Origin of the sequence: Streptomyces sp. NBC_00984 (genome assembly GCF_045162475.1) — a bacterium.
Lineage (GTDB): Bacteria > Actinomycetota > Actinomycetes > Streptomycetales > Streptomycetaceae > Streptomyces.
Window position 1 is genome coordinate 5695218 of the sequence record NZ_CP108734.1, and the last position, 19664, is coordinate 5714881.

Annotated in this window: 17 protein-coding genes; 7 read left to right on the forward strand and 10 right to left on the reverse strand. The window is 70.5% G+C overall.

All coding sequences use genetic code 11. The features are described 5' to 3' along the window. Nucleotides 1–120: 120 nt before the first annotated feature. Nucleotides 121–1902, forward strand: a complete 1782-nt coding sequence (locus tag OG520_RS25400; protein ID WP_399331952.1) for a DEAD/DEAH box helicase — start codon at nt 121–123, stop codon at nt 1900–1902. 109 nt (nt 1903–2011) lie between these two features. Here the strand turns inward: OG520_RS25400 and OG520_RS25405 are convergent, their stop codons facing one another. Further along, nucleotides 2012–2542, reverse strand: a complete 531-nt coding sequence (locus tag OG520_RS25405; RefSeq protein ID WP_406014714.1) for a hypothetical protein — start codon at nt 2540–2542, stop codon at nt 2012–2014. Nucleotides 2543–2842: 300 nt separating this feature from the next. Between OG520_RS25405 and OG520_RS25410 the strand changes: the two genes are divergently transcribed. From OG520_RS25410 to OG520_RS25425, 4 genes are all read left to right on the forward strand, one after another. After that, nucleotides 2843–4456 (forward strand): hypothetical protein, encoded by a 1614-nt coding sequence (locus tag OG520_RS25410; RefSeq protein WP_406014715.1) that lies wholly within the window; start codon nt 2843–2845, stop codon nt 4454–4456. Nucleotides 4457–4656: 200 nt separating this feature from the next. After that, nucleotides 4657–6627: a hypothetical protein gene (locus OG520_RS25415; protein WP_406014716.1), complete on the forward strand. Its 1971-nt coding sequence runs from the start codon at nt 4657–4659 to the stop codon at nt 6625–6627. A 334-nt stretch (nt 6628–6961) separates the two neighbouring features. Continuing rightward, a complete protein-coding gene (locus OG520_RS25420; RefSeq protein WP_124723277.1) occupies nt 6962–7603 on the forward strand; it encodes an IclR family transcriptional regulator in 642 nt (213 codons plus the stop codon). A gap of 204 nt (nt 7604–7807) precedes the next feature. Then, nucleotides 7808–8596 carry a S16 family serine protease gene (locus OG520_RS25425; protein WP_406014717.1) on the forward strand — a complete coding sequence of 263 codons (789 nt, stop codon included), beginning with the start codon at nt 7808–7810 and terminating at the stop codon, nt 8594–8596. On the opposite strand, the gene OG520_RS25430 is transcribed toward OG520_RS25425, so the two are convergent. From OG520_RS25430 to OG520_RS25465, 8 genes are all read right to left on the reverse strand, one after another. Continuing rightward, entirely contained in the window at nt 8526–9884 is a 1359-nt protein-coding gene (locus tag OG520_RS25430) for an MFS transporter (protein ID WP_406014718.1), read from the reverse strand. The two genes, OG520_RS25425 and OG520_RS25430, sit on opposite strands and share 71 nt — an antisense overlap. Then, nucleotides 9881–10078 carry a hypothetical protein gene (locus OG520_RS25435; protein ID WP_266418654.1) on the reverse strand — a complete coding sequence of 66 codons (198 nt, stop codon included), beginning with the start codon at nt 10076–10078 and terminating at the stop codon, nt 9881–9883. The genes OG520_RS25430 and OG520_RS25435 overlap by 4 nt, the downstream gene beginning before the upstream one ends. Before the next feature lie 77 nt (nt 10079–10155). Beyond that, complete coding sequence (locus tag OG520_RS25440) at nt 10156–10764, reverse strand: winged helix-turn-helix domain-containing protein (RefSeq protein ID WP_406014719.1); 609 nt, start codon at nt 10762–10764, stop codon at nt 10156–10158. Between the two features lie 122 nt (nt 10765–10886). Further along, nucleotides 10887–11870, reverse strand: coding sequence for a glycine betaine ABC transporter substrate-binding protein (locus tag OG520_RS25445; RefSeq protein WP_406014720.1), 984 nt, complete (start codon nt 11868–11870; stop codon nt 10887–10889). Continuing rightward, the gene (locus OG520_RS25450) at nt 11870–12769 is read right to left on the reverse strand and encodes an ABC transporter permease (protein ID WP_406014721.1); all 900 of its coding nucleotides are present in this window, start codon (nt 12767–12769) and stop codon (nt 11870–11872) included. Before OG520_RS25450 ends, OG520_RS25445 begins: the two co-directional genes overlap by 1 nt. Further along, nucleotides 12766–14037 carry an ABC transporter ATP-binding protein gene (locus tag OG520_RS25455; RefSeq protein ID WP_399331943.1) on the reverse strand — a complete coding sequence of 424 codons (1272 nt, stop codon included), beginning with the start codon at nt 14035–14037 and terminating at the stop codon, nt 12766–12768. Before OG520_RS25455 ends, OG520_RS25450 begins: the two co-directional genes overlap by 4 nt. Then, complete coding sequence (locus OG520_RS25460) at nt 14030–14677, reverse strand: ABC transporter permease (RefSeq protein ID WP_266418664.1); 648 nt, start codon at nt 14675–14677, stop codon at nt 14030–14032. Before OG520_RS25460 ends, OG520_RS25455 begins: the two co-directional genes overlap by 8 nt. A 15-nt stretch (nt 14678–14692) precedes the next feature. Then, on the reverse strand, nt 14693–15166 hold the full coding sequence (locus OG520_RS25465) for an Lrp/AsnC family transcriptional regulator (RefSeq protein WP_266418666.1): 474 nt from the start codon (nt 15164–15166) through the stop codon (nt 14693–14695). A gap of 133 nt (nt 15167–15299) precedes the next feature. Between OG520_RS25465 and hppD the strand changes: the two genes are divergently transcribed. Further along, a complete protein-coding gene (gene hppD / locus OG520_RS25470; RefSeq protein WP_406014722.1) occupies nt 15300–16445 on the forward strand; it encodes a 4-hydroxyphenylpyruvate dioxygenase in 1146 nt (381 codons plus the stop codon). 34 nt (nt 16446–16479) lie between these two features. Here hppD and OG520_RS25475 read toward each other — a convergent pair whose 3' ends face one another. Further along, complete coding sequence (locus OG520_RS25475; RefSeq protein WP_406014723.1) at nt 16480–18174, reverse strand: tetratricopeptide repeat protein; 1695 nt, start codon at nt 18172–18174, stop codon at nt 16480–16482. Nucleotides 18175–18271: 97 nt separating this feature from the next. Between OG520_RS25475 and OG520_RS25480 the strand changes: the two genes are divergently transcribed. After that, the gene (locus tag OG520_RS25480; RefSeq protein ID WP_406014724.1) at nt 18272–19639 is read left to right on the forward strand and encodes an FAD-binding oxidoreductase; all 1368 of its coding nucleotides are present in this window, start codon (nt 18272–18274) and stop codon (nt 19637–19639) included. Nucleotides 19640–19664: the final 25 nt, after the last annotated feature.

The window sequence follows — 19664 nt, forward strand, 5'->3', positions numbered from 1 at the left end:
CGTCCGTACAGGGTTCCGCGCCGCCCCCCGGTAAGGTGGCCCGGTTGTCGTATCGCGTGCGGGTCCGTCCCGGCCGTGCGGACAGCGCCCCACGTACCCGAGAGACCCGAACCGGAGACCGTGACTACTACCGCCTCCCACCACCTCTCACCCGCCTTCCCCGGCCGCGCCCCCTGGGGCACGGCCGGCAAGCTGCGAGCCTGGCAGCAGGGCGCCATGGAGAAGTACATCCAGGAGCAGCCGCGCGACTTCCTCGCGGTCGCCACCCCCGGCGCGGGGAAGACCACCTTTGCGCTGACCCTCGCGTCATGGCTGCTGCACCACCACGTCGTGCAGCAGATCACCGTCGTCGCGCCGACCGAGCACCTGAAGAAGCAGTGGGCCGAGGCAGCGGCCCGGATAGGGATCAAGCTCGACCCCGACTACAGCGCGGGCCCGCTGAGCAAGGAGTACGACGGCGTCGCGGTCACCTACGCCGGCGTCGGCGTACGGCCGATGCTGCACCGCAACCGCTGCGAGCAGCGCAAGACCCTCGTGATCCTCGACGAGATCCACCACGCCGGTGACTCGAAGTCCTGGGGCGAGGCGTGCCAGGAGGCCTTCGACCCGGCCACCCGGCGGCTCGCGCTCACCGGTACGCCGTTCCGGTCCGACACCAACCCGATCCCCTTCGTCGTGTACGAGGAGGGCAACGACGGCATCCGGCGTTCCTCGGCCGACTACACCTACGGTTACGGCAACGCGCTCGCCGACGGCGTCGTCCGGCCAGTGATCTTCCTCAGCTACAGCGGCAACATGCGCTGGCGCACCAAGGCCGGTGACGAGATCGCCGCCCGGCTCGGCGAGCCGATGACCAAGGACGCCATCGGGCAGGCCTGGCGCACCGCCCTGTCGCCCACCGGCGAGTGGATCCCCAATGTGCTGAGCGCCGCCGACAAGCGGCTGACCGAGGTGCGCAAGGGCATTCCGGACGCGGGCGGCCTGGTCATCGCCACCGACCAGGAATCGGCGCGCGAGTACGCCAAGATCCTCAAGCGGGTCACCGGCGAGAAGGCCACCGTGGTCCTCTCCGACGAGAAGGCCGCTTCGAAGAAGATCGACCAGTTCAGCGAGGACGAGTCGCGCTGGATGGTCGCGGTCCGCATGGTGTCGGAGGGCGTCGACGTGCCACGCCTCGCCGTGGGCGTGTACGCCACCACCATCTCCACGCCGCTGTTCTTCGCGCAGGCCGTCGGGCGTTTCGTGCGCTCGCGCAGGCGCGGCGAGACCGCTTCCGTCTTCGTGCCGACCATTCCGATGCTGCTCGACTTCGCCAACGAGATGGAGGTCGAGCGGGACCACGTCCTCGACAAGCCCAAGAAGGGCAGCGACGAGGAGAACCCGTTCGCGGAGGAGGACAAGCTCCTCGCCGACGCCGAGAAGCTGGAGGACGAGGAGACCGAGGAGCAGCTGCCCTTCGAGGCCCTCGAATCCGACGCGGTCTTCGACCGGGTGCTGTACGACGGTGCCGAATTCGGCATGCAGGCGCACCCCGGCAGCGAGGAGGAGCAGGACTACCTGGGGATTCCGGGGCTGCTGGAACCCGACCAGGTGCAGCTGCTGCTCCAGAAGCGGCAGTCCCGGCAGATCGCGCACAGCCGCCAGAAGCCGGCCGGGGAGGCCGACCTGCTGGAGAAGCCGGCCGAGGCGCGGCCGGTGGTCACGCACAAGCAGTTGCTCGGGCTGCGCAAGCAGCTCAACACGATGGTGTCGGCGTACACGCACCAGAGCGGCAAGCCGCACGGAGTGATCCACACCGAGCTGCGGCGGGTGTGCGGCGGGCCGCCGAGCGCGGAGGCCACGGCCGGGCAGATCCAGCAGCGGATCAAGAAGGTCCAGGAGTGGGCCACTCGCATGACGTGAGCGCGCCCTCTCGTACGGAGCGAGTGGGAGTGCGGGTGCCGGCCCGGGGCGGGGACAGCGGTCCTCGCCCCGGGCCGGCGTCGTACGTGCGGATGAGGGGGCGGGGCCGCTACCAGACGAACGGGGCGGACTGGTTCGCCGTGGCCACACACGGAACCGTGGCCGACGTCGGGGACGACGCCACGATCTGCAGTGACCAGTTGGTGGCGCTCGGGGGAGCGGGCAGCACCACGGAATTCGTGCTGTCACCCGCCGCCAGGGTGCCGGAGGTGAGCTTCAGCGGGCCCAGGGTGATCGGGTTGCCGCCGCTCAGGCCGGGGTTGGTCTTTCCGGAGAACTGCACCTGACTGGTGACGCCGCCCGAGGTCTTGGTGAGCTTGAGCGTCGTCGTGATGCTGTTCGGGTCGGCGCTGGTACCGGTCGGCATGGTGATCGCGGTGGACGTGATCTTGATGGTCTTGGACGTGCCCGAGTCGGTGGCGGTCAGGGTGGCGAGACCGCTGCCCCAGGCGCCGCAGTCGTACGTGGCCGTCGCGGTGAGCGGAGTCACCGCATGGGCTGTCGGGGCCAGCGCGAGCGCGCCGGCCACGGAACAGGCCGCGGCCAGTACCAGGGGGATGTGTCTTCGATTCGACGACATGACGGGGGGAACTCCTTCCGGTTCTGAATTCCGCAGATTCACCGAAGAACTGAAGAGGTGGATCTGCGTGCCGGGCCCGGCATGTCGGGTGCAGTGAAACTGTGATCTTCAGAGAAGTCAAGAGATGTCAACAGGCACCCTTGAAATTTCCGCAGAAATGCTTTCCGGGCATTTCAGATAAGGATCAATCAGTTAAGGATCAATCAGTTCTCTCTTGACTTCTCTGCACCCGCCCTCCTCAATGTGCGCAATCAATGGGCCATGGAGGGGTGTCTGGTGATACGACGACGAAGACCCGGCGTGACCGGTCTGCTCGCTGCCTGCTTCGTGATGTCGCTGAGCTGCGCCGGGGCCACCGCCCAGGCCGCACCGCCGGCCGGGGGGCAGGCCGCCGGTACGGTCACCCCGACCGTCCACTGCACCCTGCCCGCGGGCCAGGGCGAGGCGACCGGGCCGCAGCAGATGACCGTCGAACTGTCGCCCGCGGTCGTCGCCCCGGGCGGGAAGGTGCATGCCAAGGTCACGCTGGGCCCGTCCCCGGCCACCAGCGCGCTCGCCCTGGAGGACGTACCGACCATCCCCAGCCTCGACCTCGCCATGTCCGGCGGGGCGACCGGCACCGTCACGGTGCGGGGCGCCGAGTTCACTATGGACATCCCGGCCGGCAAACCCATCGAACTCCCGCCGTACGAAGGTGACTTCCTGGTCCCGGCGGATGCCTCCGGGGACCTCTCGTTCACCCCGCTCCGCACGCTGACGCAGACCAAGGTGCTCGGCTCGGTCTTCGAGACGCCGTGCGACGTCGTCGACGGCGGCGGCAGCATCGGCACCGTCACGGTGGAGGGCACCGGCTCCGAGCCCGCCACCCTGAGCGCGCCCGCCGACCCCGTACGCCCCAACACCGCCGTGACACTGGGTGGTTCGGGCTGGACGCCGGGCGGTGCGCCGGTGCCCTCGCTCTGTGCGGTGGGCGGTGGCGGCTGCGATCCGCTGAAGTTCAGGAGCCACACGCTCACCATCGACGGTTCCGGGACGCTGCACGGCACGGCCACCCTCGCGGAGGCCGGTGCGGTGCCGGACGGCGCGTACGAGGTGAAGGTCAACGACGGCACGAAGGAGGCCACGGCTCCCCTCACCGTCAGGGCCGTCGCGGCCGGCGACCGCGAGATCTCGCTGTCGCGGAGCAGCGGCCCGGTCGGCAGTGTGATCACGGTCAGCGGCAAGAACTACAACCCGGACCGCTGGATCAATGTCATCGGCCTCGACGCGACGGGCACCGGGCTCGACGACAGCGCGGTCTACGTCAAGAGCGGCCCGGACGGCACCTTCGCCGTCGAGTTCACCGTGATCTCCGACGCCGTCGTCGCCGTCCAGGCGGACGAGGGCAACGACCCGGCGACCGTACGGACCGCCCCGTTCACCGTCTCCACGGATGGGGGAGGCGGCGGCAGCGCCGACCAGAAGCTGAACACCTCGGTCAGGGCCGGGACGCTGTCCATGGTCCAGGACGGCGACACCGTCGACTTCGGTACGACGGTCCTGGGCACCGGCAGCGGTGTGCAGCGCTCCCGGCTCAACCGGGTCGAGGTGGAGGACGCCCGCGGCGTCGACAGCGGCTGGTCCCTGACCGCCACCCTCACCGGCTTCACCGGCTCCGACGGCGGCACCATCCCGGCCGACGCCGTCCGCTGGACGCCCAGATGCACGGCGCAGAGCGGCAGCGTCGGGGTGCCGGTGGCCGGGGCGCCCGCCGCGCTCGGGAGCGAGGCCGCGAGCCTCTGCCGGATGGACCCGGACGGCTCCCGCCCGTTCACCGGCGGCCGGTTCGACGCCGACGCCGATCTCACCCTCACGGTTCCCGGATTCACCCGGCCCGGGGATTACAGCGCCACTCTCACCCTCACTCTTCTCTGAGAACCGGCAGGAAGAACGTCGGGGAGAACCGCCAAGGAAAGTCCCGGAGGCGCCCGCCCGCTCCGTATCGCATCGGAGCGGGCGGGCGCCTGCCTTTCGAATTCGGAGCATTCCCGCAGCCGTGTCCCGGTCGCGGACGAAACCCATGGAGGAGCAACATGCCTGCCCGACAACAGAGAAGAACCGAAAGACCGGGTGCGGTGTTACGCCGTGCCGTGGCCCTCACCGCCGGGGCCGTGCTCGTCTGGACCGGCGGCACCGTCGCACTCGCGCCCGCCGCCGAGGCCGGCACCGTCACCCCGACCGTCCACTGCTCCCTGCCCGCCGGACAGGGGGAGGCGACCGGGCCGCAGCAGATGAGCGTCGAGCTCTCGCCGGGGATCGTCGACCCGGGCGGCAAGGTGCACGCCAAGGTCACCCTCGGTCCGTCCCCCGCCACCAGCGGCCTCAGCCTGAGCGATGTGCCCACCACCCCCAGCATCGACTTCGCCATGTCCGGCGGCGCCACCGGCACGGTCACCGTCACCGGCCCCCAGATCAACCTCGACATCCCGTCCGGCAAGCCGATCGAAATCCCGCCGTACGAAGGGGACTTCATCATCCCCGCCGACGCGAGCGGCCCGATCTCCTTCACCCCGGTGCGCAATCTGACGCGTACGAAGGTGCTCGGCTCCACCTACGAGACCCCGTGCGACGTGGTGAGCGGCGGCGGGTCCATCGGCACGGTGACCGCCGAGGGCACCGCGGGCCATCCGGCCACCCTGAACGCTCCCGCCACCGCCGTCCGGCCGTCCACCTCCGTCACCCTGTCCGGCAGCCTGTGGACCGCGGGCGCCACTCCCGTACCGTCGCTGTGCGCGGCGGACGGCGGCGGCTGCGACCCCGGCAAGTTCGTCTCCGGCACGCTCGCGATCAGCGGCTCCGGGGAACTGTCCGGCAGCGCGGTGCTCGCCGCCGCGGGCGCCGTGCCCGACGGCTCGTACCTGGTGAAGGTCGGCGACGGTACGAAGGAGGCGACCGCGCCCCTGACCGTCAAGGCCTTCGTCCCCGACGGGCCGCGGGCCATCGCGCTCTCCCGCGCCGGCGCCCCGCTCGGCAGCGTCATCGAGGTCACCGGCACCAACTACTTCCAGGACCGGTGGATCAACACCGTCGCCCTGGACGCGAGCGGGGCGACGCTCGACGACACCGCCGTCTATGTGAAGAGCACCCCCGACGGCACCTTCAGCGCCGAGTTCACCGTCTCCGACCCGGCCATCGCCTCGATCCAGGTCGACGAGGGCAACGATCCGGCCACTGTGCTGACCACACCGTTCACCGTGACCGACGCCTCCGCGACGCTCTCCGCGGGCGCGGCGAAGGTCAGGCCCGGTGGGACGATCGCCCTCTCCGGCGGCGACTGGCCGACCGGCACCACGCCCACCGCCACGCTCTGCGGCGCCGACGGCGGCTCCTGCGACAGCGCCCGGATCAGCGGCTCCACCCTCCGGATCGGCGCCGACGGAACGCTCGCCGGTACGGTCACGGTCGCCGGATCCACTCCGCGTGCCGAGTACACGCTCCAGGTCACCGCCGGGGGAGCGCAGGCCCTCACCCCGCTGACCGTCGCCCCGTCCTTCGTCGTGCTCACCCCGTCGGCCGGTCCGAAGGGCACCGCCGTCACCGTCATCGGGCAGGGCTTCGCGAAGGTGGCGACCGTGTCCATCGTCGGGCTGCGGGCCGACGGATCGCAGACGTCCGATCCGGCGAGGACGAAGGTGGTCGGGCTGGACGGGGCGTTCTCGCAGACCTTCAAGGTCGACGCCGCCGACACCGTCGCCATCCGGGTCCGGGAGGTCCTCGTCAACCCGCGTACCGAGACAGCGGCGTTCACCGTCCAGGACGGGACCGTCCCCGCCGGACCGTCCTTCGCGCTCTCGCCGCCCGAGGGACCCGTCGGCACGGCGGTCCAGGTGACCGGCCGCGGATTCGCCCCCGTCGCCACGGTCTCGGTGACCGGCCGCACCGCGGACGGGAAGCAGACCGCCGACCCGTACGTCACCCGGGTCATCGGACTGGACGGCACCTTCGCCCTCGTCTTCACCGTCCGCGACCCGGCGACGCGGGCGATCCGGGCCTGCGAGGTACTCGTGAACGGAAAAATTGTGCAGCAGTCGTTCACCGTGAGTTGACGACAGTTCACTTCAGGTACGTGAAGTGCCGTGAAGGCGTCGGCCGACCTGGACGCGCGTAGACCTCCGGGCTTCGGCCGACGCCGCGCTGACCGGCACTTATGCTGCTTCAAGACAACCTTGCCCCGGACAACGCCCGGATTCTGGACGAGGCCTTCCGCTGAGCGGACTCGCTCGCTACTGTCCCAAAAAATGAACGCCCCGTGGCAGAGCCGCCCCGGGGCGCAGCCGGTGCCTGGTTAGGCCGGCGGCCTCTCCGTGCGTCGCCGCTGGGACCGGCGGCGCACATTCCTGGGAACCAGCCGCTGCCGCTCATCAAAGAGGAGAGGGCGTCGTGACCGCGGAAACCTCCCAGACGCTCGACCGGGGCCTGAGGGTCCTCAAACTGCTTGCCGACACCGACCACGGCCTGACCGTCACCGAGTTGTCCAACAAACTCGGGGTCAACCGGACCGTGGTCTACCGTCTGCTCGCCACCCTGGAGCAACACGCCCTGGTGCGGCGCGACTTGGGTGGCCGGGCCAGAGTGGGCCTGGGTGTGCTGCGCCTGGGCCGCCAGGTGCATCCGCTCGTCCGGGAAGCCGCGCTGCCCGCGCTGCGGTCGCTCGCCGAGGACATCGGGGCCACCGCCCATCTCACGCTGGTCGACGGCAGCGACGCGCTGGCCGTCGCGGTCGTCGAGCCGACCTGGACGGACTACCACGTGGCCTACCGGGCGGGTTTCCGCCATCCGCTGGACCGGGGCGCCGCCGGCCGGGCGATTCTCGCCGCACGCCAGAAGCCGGTCGGCGAGACCGCCTTCACCCTCACCCACGGCGAGCTGGAGGCCGGGGCGAGCGGGGCCGCGGCGGCGCTGGTGGGGGTGACCGGGGTCGAGGGCAGCGTGGGCGTGGTGATGCTCGCGGACTCCGTGCCCGAGCGCGTCGGCCCCCGCGTGGTGGACGCCGCCCGCGAGGTCGCGGACGCGCTCCGGTAGCGCGGGCTCGGCGGGGCCTCGCAGGGGTCCTGGCGCACCGGGAGCCCCTGGCGCTCCGGCCCCCGCCGCACGGGTTCCGCCCTCAGACGCCGGGCGGGCCGAAAAGATGCCCTCAATCGCCGGGCGGGCCGGATGTGCCACCGGGCGGGCCGGTGTGTCCCCGGGGCGGGGCACTCGGTGACCGGGGCCGGTTAGATTGGGCGGGTGCTCACTCGTCTCTCGCGCCCCCGTGCCCTCGTCCTGTGCGCCCTGCCCGTCCTCGCCCTGTTCGGCGTGGCCGCCTTCGCGCCGCTGCCGTTCACCCTGGCACAGCCCGGCTCGACGGCGAACGTGCTCGGGAACGATCACGGCACGCCCGTGATCAGCATCAAGGGCACACCCACCCGCACCACCGAGGGTGAGCTGCGGATGACGACGATCGTCGCGACCGGGCCGACCGCCGATGTCGGCATCGGCGATGTGATCGACAGCTGGTTCCGTACGGACCGGGCGGTCCTGCCCCGTGACTCCGTCTACCCGACCGGTGGCTCCGAGAAGGAGATCGAGAAGCACAACCTCGACGACATGGTGAAGTCGCAGGACTCCGCGGTCGACGCCGCCCTGAACTACCTCGGGAAGAAGCCCGGCTCGGTCGACGTGACCCTGCATCTCGCCGACGTGGGCGGCCCCAGCGCCGGTCTGTTCTTCGCCCTCGGCATCGTCGACAAGCTCGACGGCGACGGCTCCGGCGGCGATCTCACCGGCGGCCGCACCGTCGCGGGCACCGGCACGATCCAGGCGAACGGCGAGGTCGGCGCGGTCGGCGGGGTGTCGCTGAAGACCCAGGCCGCACACCGCGACGGGGCGACCGTCTTCCTCGTGCCGAAGGCGGAGTGCAGGGAGGCGGGCGCCGAGCTCCCCAAGGGGCTGCGGCTGATCCCGGTCACGACCCTGAAGAACGCGGTGTCCTCGCTCCGGGCCCTGGAGCAGGGGCACAAGGTTCCGAGCTGCTGATCTCCCCGGCCGGTGACGGCACGGGCGCGGGGTCCGGCTCCGTCACCGCCACCGCCCCGTCCATCGCGCGCCACGCCGGGAACACCAGCGGGCTCAGCGTCGCCAGCAGGTACACCCCGCCCATCGCCAGCAGCGCCCCCTGCACGCCCGCGCTCTCGACCAGCAGCCCGGCCGCGAGACCGCCCACCGGCATGGCCAGTTCGCCGCCCGCCGTGAGGACCCCGGAGACCCGGCTGCGCAACTCGTCGGGGACCGTTCCGTAGATCACCGTCGTCAGGATCGGGTTCAGTACCCCGCCCGCGAGACCGCTCAACGCCATGGTCACGGCGAGCGGCAACGTCGTCCCGGTCAGCGCCGCGACCACGTACCTGGGCGCACCGCACAGCACCACGCACACCGTGAACACGGCCCGCCGCGAGAAGCGGTGCCCGACCGCCCCGTACAGCAGCGCCCCGGTCAGCCCGCCCGCGCCGAACAGGGCGGTGAGCAGCCCGATGTCCCTGGCCCCGCCCAGTTCGGCGGCGGCGTGCACCGGCAGCAGGACGGCGTACCAGCCCTGGTCGGTGCCGTTCATGAACATGACCATCGCCACGACCGCCAGCAGCAGCCGGTTGCCCAGCAAGTAGGCGAAGCCCTCGCGCAGTTCGGTGCGGTACGCCCGCAGCGAGACCGGCGCCGCGGCCTTGCGCGGCTCGGCCGCGCGCACCCCTTGTACGCCTGCCGCGATCAGCAGCGCGGACGTCAGGAACGTCGCCGCGTCCAGCAGCAGCACGCTCTCCGCGCCGACGAGCGCGATCAGCACGCCGGCCAGCGCCGCCCCGACCATCCGGGCCCCGCGCGAGACGGCGTCGAAGAGGCTGGCGGCGCGGGCGAGGGTGGTGCCGGCGTGCTCGGCGAGATCCGGTACGAGGACGTAGCGCGCGGTGTTGCCGGGGGTGTGCAGGAGTCCGCCGACCGCCATCAGTACGCACAGCATCCAGAAGGCGAGGGCGTCCGCGTAGTGCAGCAGCGGAATGGCGGCGACGGCGAGGCCGCACACCAGGTCGGAGGCGACGGAGACCCGGCGCCGTCCGATCCGGTCGATGACGGGACCGCCGATCAGGGCGGAGACGACGATCGGCAGGGTCGCGCAGAAGGCGACGACACCGGCCCGGCCGGCGCTCCCCGTGGTCTCCAGGACGAACCACGGGACGCCGATGAGGGTGAGTGAAGTACCGGCCGTGGATATGGAGTTGGCGGTCAGTACGGCGATGAGCGGGATACGGCTGCGGTCCCCCCGGACGTTCACGCCGTACCGGCTGCGAAGGGAGTGCGGCCGGGGTGGCGGGGCAGGATGCGCAGTCCCAGGTCGACGAGGGCCCAGCCGAGCCGGGTGCGCAGTCCGGTGCGCGACGCGGTCGGCGCGAGGTGGAACTCCGCCGCGTGTTCCCGTAGTTCGGCGGAACGCAGGCTGTGCAGCAGCAGATGTGTGTGGGAGTGCATGACGGTGTCCTTCCGGTCAGGAGGGGCTCGTTGCCCGCGGGTTCGTCGCGCTGCGGGCTCGTTGCTCCGCGGGCTGGTTACTCCGGGGGGCGCGGGAAGAAGTGCACATGGCTGCGGACGGTGGCCGATCCCTCGGTGCCTTCCGGGACCCGGCCCCGGTAGCTCTCGATGAGGTCGTGGATCTTCCGGATCAGTTCCTCGGAGAGATCGGGGGTGAGGCGTACCTGGAAGTCGCTGATGTCCCAGCCCTCGCGCCATTCCTCGGGCCATTCCCGCATGGTGCCGATCCAGGTGTTCAGCTCCCTGGCGTGTGCGGTGGCCATCTCATGGAGTACGACGTCCACCGCGCCGCGCACCTCGGGGTCCGGGTGGCTCAGGAACCTGCCGCTGTCGAAGATGGTGCCCCGGTGTGCGGCCCGCCACCAGCGCTCGCGGCCCTTGCCGCGCCCCGGGTCGTCCTCGACGAAGCCGTATGCCGCCAGCTGCCTGAGGTGGTAGCTGGTGGCGCCGCTGGACTCGCCGAGCCGGTCGGCGAGACCGGAGGCGGTGGCGGGGCCGTACTCCCGCAGGGTGGCCAGCAGGCGCAGCCGCAGGGGGTGGGCCAGTCCGCGCAGGGTGCGGGCATCGACCTTGTGGATGTTCTCGGCTTCGGCGGGGGTCTCGGCGCCGTCCTCAGGTGCGGGCATGGGTAAACCGTAGAGTTGCAAAGCTCTCTTTGCAACATGTTCTTTGCATTATATTCTTTGCAACGGAATCTTTGCGAGCGGCGGGCGCGGCCCGGGGGAGGGCGGTGACGGAGGCTCCCGGCTCAGCCCTGCTTGATGAACCCCTCCTGGATCAGCCAGTCCTTCGCGACCTCGTGCGGGTCCTGCCCGTCCACGTCCACCTTGGCGTTGAGCACCTGGGCGACCTCGGTGGTCAGCTTCTTGCTGACCGGGTCGAGCAGCCCGGCGATCTGCGGATACTTCTCGAAGGTCTTGGTGTGGATGACCGGTGCCGCGTTGTAGTTGGGGAAGAAGTGCTTGTTGTCGACGAGCACGTCGAGGTTCATCGCCTTGATCCGGCCGTCCGTGGTGAACACCTCGCCCAGCAGGCAGGAGTTGGACTTCGAGACCTGGGTGTAGATGATCCCGGCGTCCATCTTCTTGATGTTGGCGGCCGGGAGCGACATCCCGTAGGCCTTCTCCATGCCCGGCAGCCCGTCGTCGCGCGAGGCGAACTCGTTCTCCACGCAGATCGTCACCGCCGACGGGTCCTTCTTCGCCAGCGCCGCGACGTCGGAGAGCGTCTTCAGGTGGTACTTCGCGTTGTTCTTCCGGCTGATGGCGAGCGCGTAGGTGTTGTTGAGCGTGGACGGCGTCAGCCAGGTCACCCCGTTTCTGCGGTCCTGGTCGCGGACCGCCGCCCACTGCTTCAGCGGGTCGGGGATCGGTTTCGCGTGGCCCAGGTAGGTGATCCAGCCGGTGCCCGTGTACTCGTACATCGCGTCCGCGTCACCCTTGACGATCGCCTCGCGCGCACTGATCGAGCCGGGCAGGTTCGTCCGGTCCAGGACCTCCGCGCCGGCGGCCTTGAAGACCAGGCCGATCATCTGGCCCAGGATGATGTTCTCGCTGAAGTTCTTCGAGGTGACGGTCAACGAGGCACCGTCCAGCGGCTTCCCCCGGCCGACCGAGCCCGGCTCCACGTCGTCCACCATCGGCGAGCCGCTCTTCAGCCCGCACCCGGAGAGCAGCAGCGCCAGCGCCGCCGCCGTCACCGCCAGGCCGGCCCGTACCTTCCACGGACCCATCACCCCACCTCCAGTCCGCGCGGCGTCAGCGCCACCTCGACCAGTGAGGCCAGCCAGTCCACCAGCAGCGCCAGCACCACCGTCAGCACGGAGCCGAGCACCAGCACCGGCATCCGCTGGGTCTGGATGCCCGAGGTGATCAGGTCCCCGAGGCCGCCGCCACCGACGAAGGTGGCCAGGGTCGCCGTGCCGACATTGAGCACCAGCGCCGTGCGTACCCCGGCCAGGATCAGCGGGACGGCGAGCGGCAGTTCGACCTTGGTGAGCGTCCCCGTCGCCGACATGCCGATGCCGCGCGAGGCCTCGACCAGGTTCGGCTCGATCGCCTTGAGACCGGCCACCGTATTGGAGAAGACCGGCAGCACCGCGTAGATCACCATGCCGATGATCGCCGTGGAAGGACCGATGCCCAGCCAGATCACCAGCAGCGCCAGCAGGCCGATCGCCGGTGTCGCCTGCCCGATGTTGGCGACCGCCGTGACCACCGGGGCACCCTTGCGCAGCCTGCGCCGGGTCAGCGCGATCCCCAGCGGAATGGCGATGATCAGCACCCAGAACGTCGAGATCGCGGTCAGCCGCACATGCTGCCACCAGCGCAGCTGCACATTGCCGCCGGTCAGTGAGTTCCGCGCGATCGAGTCGAGATGGACATGGGTGATCCACAGATACGTGATGACCAGCACGATCGCGAGTGCGAGCGGCATCATCACCAGCTTGCGCCAGGTCAGCCGGCGCGGCGGACCGGCCGGGGGCGGGGCGGGCTCCTCCTCCTCGTCCCGGAAGGCATGGCCCTTGACGTCGTGCTCGCCGGGCGGGCGGTCCTTGTCGGAGGACGGCACGGGCGGTCCGGAGCGTGCCCGGCGGGAGGATTCGTGGTTCAACGGTGAGTTGGGGGTCATACGCCCGCACCGCCCTCCAGCTCCGCCTCGGTCTGGTGGCTGCGCAGCTCCTCCAGGTCGTGCTGGTGCTCGATGGCGGCGAGCCGGTCGGCCTCCAGCAGTTCATGGACGGAGTTCATCAGGGTCTGCATGTCGACGACCCCGATGAACTCGCCGCGCCGCCCGGTCACCGCGACCCGCCCGCCGCTGTCGATCAGCACCGCCTCCAGCGCGTCGTGCAGCGTCGCGTCGCGCGTCACCGTGTCGTGGACCAGCTGCCCGGCCCGTGCCAGCGAACCCCGGGCCCGCATCAGGTCGCCGCGCCGCAGCCATTTGTACGGGCGGTTCCTGCGGTCCAGCATCAACAGCTCGTTGTGCAGGCCGCTGCGCAGCTTGTTGAAGATCGACTGGAGCGGGTCGTCGACCGTCACCGTCGGGAACGTGGCCATCTCCACATCCCGTACGCGGGTGAGGTTGAGCCGCTTCAGTGCCGCGCCGGCCCCGACGAAGCCCGAGACGAAGTCGTCCGTCGGATTGGTGAGGATCGCCTCCGGGGTGTCGAACTGCGCGATGTGCGAACGCTCCCGCAGCACGGCGATCCGGTCACCCAGCTTGATCGCCTCGTCGAAGTCGTGGGTGACGAAGACGATCGTCTTGTGCAGTTCGTGCTGGAGCCGGATCAGCTCGTCCTGGAGGTGGTCACGGGTGATCGGGTCGACCGCGCCGAACGGTTCGTCCATCAGCAGCACCGGCGGATCGGCCGCCAGCGCCCGCGCCACGCCCACCCGCTGCTGCTGACCGCCGGAGAGCGCGCGGGGATAGCGCCCGTGGAACTCCCGTGGATCGAGCCCCACCAGATCGAGCATCTCCTCGACCCGGTCCTTCACCTTCGACTTCGACCAGCCGGCCATCTTCGGCACGAGGGCGATGTTCTCGGCGACCGTCATGTGCGGGAAGAGCCCGGACGACTGGATCGCGTACCCGATCTTGCGGCGCAGCTTCACCGGGTCGATGTCGGTGACGTCCTCGTCGTTGATCCTGATCCGCCCGGACGACGGCTCGATCAGCCGGTTGATCATCTTCAGGGTGGTGGACTTCCCGCAGCCGGACGGCCCGACGAAGATCACCGTCTCGCCGGCCTTGATGTCCATCGAGACACTGTCCACCGCCGGGTTCGGATTGCCCGGGTAGTGCTTGGTCAGGTCCTCCAGCTGGATGGTGGCACCGGAAGTGGTCCTCTCCGTTCCGGCGCCGTCGGTGTCCGTGCTCCCGGTGGCGGTCTCAGACACGAATCCCCCTTGGAATGGTGAGCCGCCCGAGCAGTACGTACGCGGCGTCGAAGAGCAGAGCGAGGATGACGATGCCGAGCGTGCCCGCGAGGACCTGATTGATCGCGTTGGCGCTGCCCAGCGAGGCGATGCCGCGGAAGATCTCGTTGCCCAGGCCGGGCCCCGAGGCGTACGCGGCGATGGCGGCGATGCCCATCAGCATCTGCGTGGAGACCCGGATCCCGGTGAGGATCGGCGGCCAGGCGAGCGGCAGTTCCACCCGGCACAGCCGGGCCAGCCGCGACATCCCGATGCCCTTCGCCGCGTCGACCAGTGCCGGATCGACGCCGCGCAGCCCGACGATGGCGTTGCGGACGACGGGCAGCAGCCCGTACAGCGTCAGGGTGATCACCGTGGGGGCGACCCCGAGGCCGACGAGCGGGATGAGCAGACCGATCGCGGCGAGGGAGGGGATGGTGAGGATCGTCGCCGTCGACGTGATGGCCAGCGACCCGGCCCAGCCGCTGCGATAGGTGACGACCCCGATCAGGATGCCCAGCACGGTGGCGATGACCATGCACTGGAACACGGCGCTGACATGCTGGTACGCGTCGGTGAGCAGCTGTTGGTGGCGGTTGCCCAGGTACTCCCAGAAGCTCACGCGTCACTCCTCGGCTCAGTCGTTGTCCTCCGCGGCCTGCTCGACGAGCGGGATGATCCGCAGCGGGACCGGGTTCTCCATGACGATGGCCGTGGAGGCCCGGACGATGCCATCAAAACCGACAACCCGGTCGATCACCCGTTGAAGATCGGCGTTGGAACGCGCGACGAGACGGCAGAGCATGTCGCCGTGCCCGGTGGTGGTGTGCAGCTCCAGCACTTCCGGTACGCCGGCCAAGTGGGCCCGTACGTCGGAGCCTTGGCCCTGCTTGATCTCCAGCGTGGCGAACGCGGTGACCGGATAGCCGAGCGCCGCCGGATCGACCGCCGGGCCGAATCCGCGGATGACTCCATTCGACTGAAGCCGGTCGAGCCGGGCCTGCACCGTCCCGCGGGCCACACCGAGTCTGCGCGATGCTTCCAGGACGCCGATGCGGGGCTCGCGGGCCAGCAGCACGATGAGCCGCCCGTCCAGGTGATCGATCGCCATGGTCTTCTCCGGAGGGCCGACGTGATGGTCATCATGTACAGATAGCCCGCTCATCATCCCTATCCGCTGTACAGATTGCCCAGCGGATTCGCAAACTATTGCGCACCTTGCGAAGCGGCGAGAGCCTTCGGACATGACTGAGACTCTGCACACCACCCCCGACACAGCCCGGCAGGCCGACCCCTTCCCGGTCAAGGGAATGGACGCGGTCGTCTTCGCCGTCGGCAATGCCAAGCAGGCCGCGCACTACTATTCGACGGCGTTCGGCATGAAGCTGGTGGCCTACTCCGGACCGGAGAACGGCAGCCGCGAGACGGCGAGTTACGTACTGACCAACGGATCGGCCCGTTTCGTCTTCACCTCCGTCATCAAGGCCGCCACCGACCACGGCCGCTTCCTCGCCGCCCATGTGGCCGAGCACGGCGACGGCGTCGTCGACCTGGCCATCGAGGTCCCGGACGCCCGCGCGGCCTACGCGTACGCGGTCGAACACGGCGCCCTCGGCCTCGACGAGCCGCACGAGGTCAAGGACGAGCACGGCACCGTCGTGCTCGCCGCCATCGCCACCTACGGCAAGACCCGCCACACCCTCGTCGAGCGCTCCGGCTACGAGGGCCCCTACCTCCCCGGCTACGCCGCGGCCGACCCGATCGTCGAGCCCCCGGCCAAGCGCACCTTCCAGGCCGTCGACCACTGCGTCGGCAACGTGGAACTCGGCCGGATGAACGAGTGGGTCGGCTTCTACAACAAGGTCATGGGCTTCACCAACATGAAGGAGTTCGTGGGCGACGACATCGCCACCGAGTACTCCGCGCTCATGTCGAAGGTCGTCGCCGACGGCACCCTCAAGGTCAAGTTCCCGATCAACGAACCCGCGATCGCCAAGAAGAAGTCCCAGATCGACGAGTACCTGGAGTTCTACGGCGGCGCCGGCGTCCAGCACATCGCGCTCGCCACGAACGACATCGTCGCCTCGGTACGGGCGATGCGGGCGGCGGGCGTCCAGTTCCTGGACACGCCCGACTCGTACTACGACACCCTCGGCGAGTGGGCGGGCGAGACCCGCGTACCCGTGGAGATCCTGCGCGAGCTGAAGATCCTCGTCGACCGCGACGAGGACGGCTACCTGCTGCAGATCTTCACCAAGCCGGTCCAGGACCGCCCGACCGTCTTCTTCGAGATGATCGAGCGCCATGGCTCGATGGGCTTCGGCAAGGGCAACTTCAAGGCCCTGTTCGAGGCGATCGAGCGCGAGCAGGAGAAGCGCGGCAACCTCTGACCCCCGGGTCGGCGCGCCACAGGCTCCGGGCTCCTCAGCGGCTGCCCGGGGCCTGTGGCGTTGTCGCGGGCTTCTGCGGCTCCGGCTCCTGCGGCTTCTGCGGCTCCGGCCTCTTCGGCTCGGGTTTCTGCGGCTCCGGCTCCTGTGGTTCCGCTTTCTGCGGTGCGGGAGCCTCGGCCGCGGGCACCGGCTCGGGCTCGGGCTCCGGGGCGGGCCGCATGTCGTGCGGGGCGACCGGCGGGGGAGGCGTCAGGCTGTCCAGGGCCTCCCGAGCGGCCGGACCGGCCAGCGGCGAGAACCGCGGGTTGGAGCGCAGGGCCTCCTCCAGATTGCGGCGCGCCGGACCGTACTCCCGCAACGCCTTCTGGACCACGCCCAGGTGGTACGCGTACGAGGCGTTCTGCCCACCCGTGTCGACCGCTTGGGCCGCGTACTCCAGCGCGGCGGACGGGTCGCCGGAGCGGTGCAGGGCCCAGCCCAGCGCGTCCGCCACCGCCGCGCTGCGGTGCGAGCGCGCCCACGCGGCGTCCAGCAGCTCGACCGCCGCGTCCGGGTCCCCGTGATCGGCCTCGTAACGGCCGCGCAGGAGCGCGTTGTCCACGCCCTGGGCATCGTCCTGGGCGAGCGCCTCGCGGAGCCGTTCGTACTGGCTGCGGGCCTCGCCGTCCAGCCCCAGCGACTCGTACAGCTCGCCCAGCTCCAGCATGTACTCGGGCCGGGGGAGATGCGCCAGCGCGGCCCGGTAGTCGCGCTGCGCCTCGTCCGTACGGCCGAGCGCCGCCAGTGCCCTGGCCCGGCCCGCGAGCGACGGATGGTGGGCGCGGTCGGTCCGCAGCGCCGCGCTGTACTGCGCCACCGCTTCCTGCGGCTCGCCCCGCTCCCAGGCCAGTTCGCCCAGCAGGGCCAGGCATTCCGCCTTCTGCGCGGGTGCGGCCGCCCGGTCCGCCGCGTCCTGGGCGTTGGCCAGCGCGTCCTCGCGCCAGCCGCGGGCCAGGTACATCCGTGCCGTCTGCAGGAGCGCCGGGACCCCCGCGCGCAGCGCCGTGAACCTCGCCACCGCCGTGTTCACGGACTTGTAGTCCCCGAGACCGCTGTACGCGTCGATCAGCGCCGGATACACGGTCCACTGCTTCGGCTGCCGCGCCCGTACCGTCTCGCCCCACTTCTTCGCCGTGGCGAAGTCGTGCCGGGCGTCGGCGAGCTCCGCGAGTCCCACCCAGGCCGCCGTGTTCCCGTTCTCACCCGGCCGGACATTCAGCGAGCGCTTCAGCGCCTGCTCGGCCCGTCCGTAGTACGCCGTGTCCGCGGAACGCCGCGCCCACTCCACGTAGGCCGTGCCGAGCACCGCCCAGGACCGCGCGTCGGACGGATGCGTGCCCACCCACTGCTGCCGGTCCCGGATCAGTGCCGTCAGATCGGAGAGCGAGGCCGGGGAGCCCGCGGCCGTCGCTGTCAGCGCACGCGAGACCGGGCCGGGCACGGGCGGCGTCGAGGCCTTCTTCCCGTCCTCCGGAACGGCCACCACCGCACCCGTCACCAGCACCGCACCCGCCACCACGCCCAGGGCCGCCCTGCGCAGCGTCGTACGCAGCGAGAGGGGCGGGAGCTCGGCCGGTGACGCCGGCTCGGAGAGCGCGGAGGCGCCGGAGAAGCCGTAGAGCGCGGGGTCGTCAAGGGGAGGGCGGCTCGGTTCGGGGGGCTGCGGAGGCTGCTGCGGCATGACATCCATGCCGATCACTCTGCGTCAGTAATAAGAGCACACCGCGTCTTACGAAGGCTGCCGCAGACGGGTTCACACCAATGGGCCCGGGTGCCACGCTGGGATCATGAACGGTCTTCTCGAACAACTGCGTGCGGGGCTGCCCGCCGAGGCACTGATCACGGATCCCGACGTCACCGCCTCGTACGCCCACGACATGGCGAGCTTCTGCGACGCGGGCACGCCCGCGGTCGCCGTGCTCCCGCGCACGGTCGAGCAGGTCCAGCACGTCATGCGCACCGCCACCGCGCTGCGCGTCCCGGTCGTCCCGCAGGGAGCCCGCACCGGCCTGTCGGGCGCGGCCAACGCCTCCGACGGCTGCATCGTGCTGTCCCTGGTCAAGATGGACCGGATCCTGGAGATCAGCCCGGTCGACCGGATCGCCGTCGTCGAGCCCGGCGTCATCAACGCGGTGCTGTCCCGGGCGGTCGACGAACACGGTCTCTGCTACCCGCCGGACCCCTCCAGCTGGGAGATGTGCACCATCGGCGGCAACATCGGCACCGCGTCCGGCGGCCTGTGCTGCGTGAAGTACGGGGTCACCGCCGAATACGTACTCGGCCTGGAGGTCGTCCTCGCCGACGGGCGTCTGCTCACCACCGGCCGCCGCACCGCGAAGGGCGTCGCCGGATACGACCTCACCCGGCTCTTCGTCGGCTCGGAGGGCAGCCTCGGCATCGTCGTCAAGGCCGTGCTCGCGCTGAAGCCCCGGCCGCCGCAGCAGCTGGTCCTGGCCGCGGAGTTCCCGAGCGCGGCGACCGCCTGCGACGCGATCTGCCGGATCATGGAGCGTGGTCACACTCCGTCACTCCTCGAACTGATGGACCGTACAACGGTCCAGGCCGTCAACAAGATGGCCAACATGGGCCTCCCCGACACCACCGAGGCGCTCCTGCTCGCCGCTTTCGACACGCCGGACCCGTCGGCCGATCTGGCCGCCGTCGCCGAGCTCTGCACCGCGGCGGGCGCCACCGACGTGGTCCCCGCGGAGGACGCCGCCGAGTCCGAAATGCTGCTCCAGGCCCGGCGGATGGCGCTCACGGCGCTGGAGACCGTCAAATCGGCCACGATGATCGACGACGTCTGCGTACCCCGCTCGAAGCTCGGCGCCATGCTGGAGGGCACCGCGGCCGTGGCCGAGAAGTACGGCCTCACCATCGGCGTCTGCGCGCACGCGGGCGACGGCAACACCCACCCCGTCGTCTGCTTCGACCACACCGACGCCGACGAGTCCCGGCGGGCCCGCGAATCGTTCGACGAGATCATGGCGCTCGGCCTGGAGCTCGGCGGCACGATCACCGGTGAACACGGCGTCGGCGTCCTGAAGAAGGAGTGGCTCGCGCGCGAGCTCGGCGAGGTGAGCGTCGAACTGCACCGGGGCATCAAGCAGGCGTTCGACCCGCTGGGGCTGCTCAACCCCGGCAAGGTGTTCTGACGGTCGGCGTTCCGGCGGCCGGGCG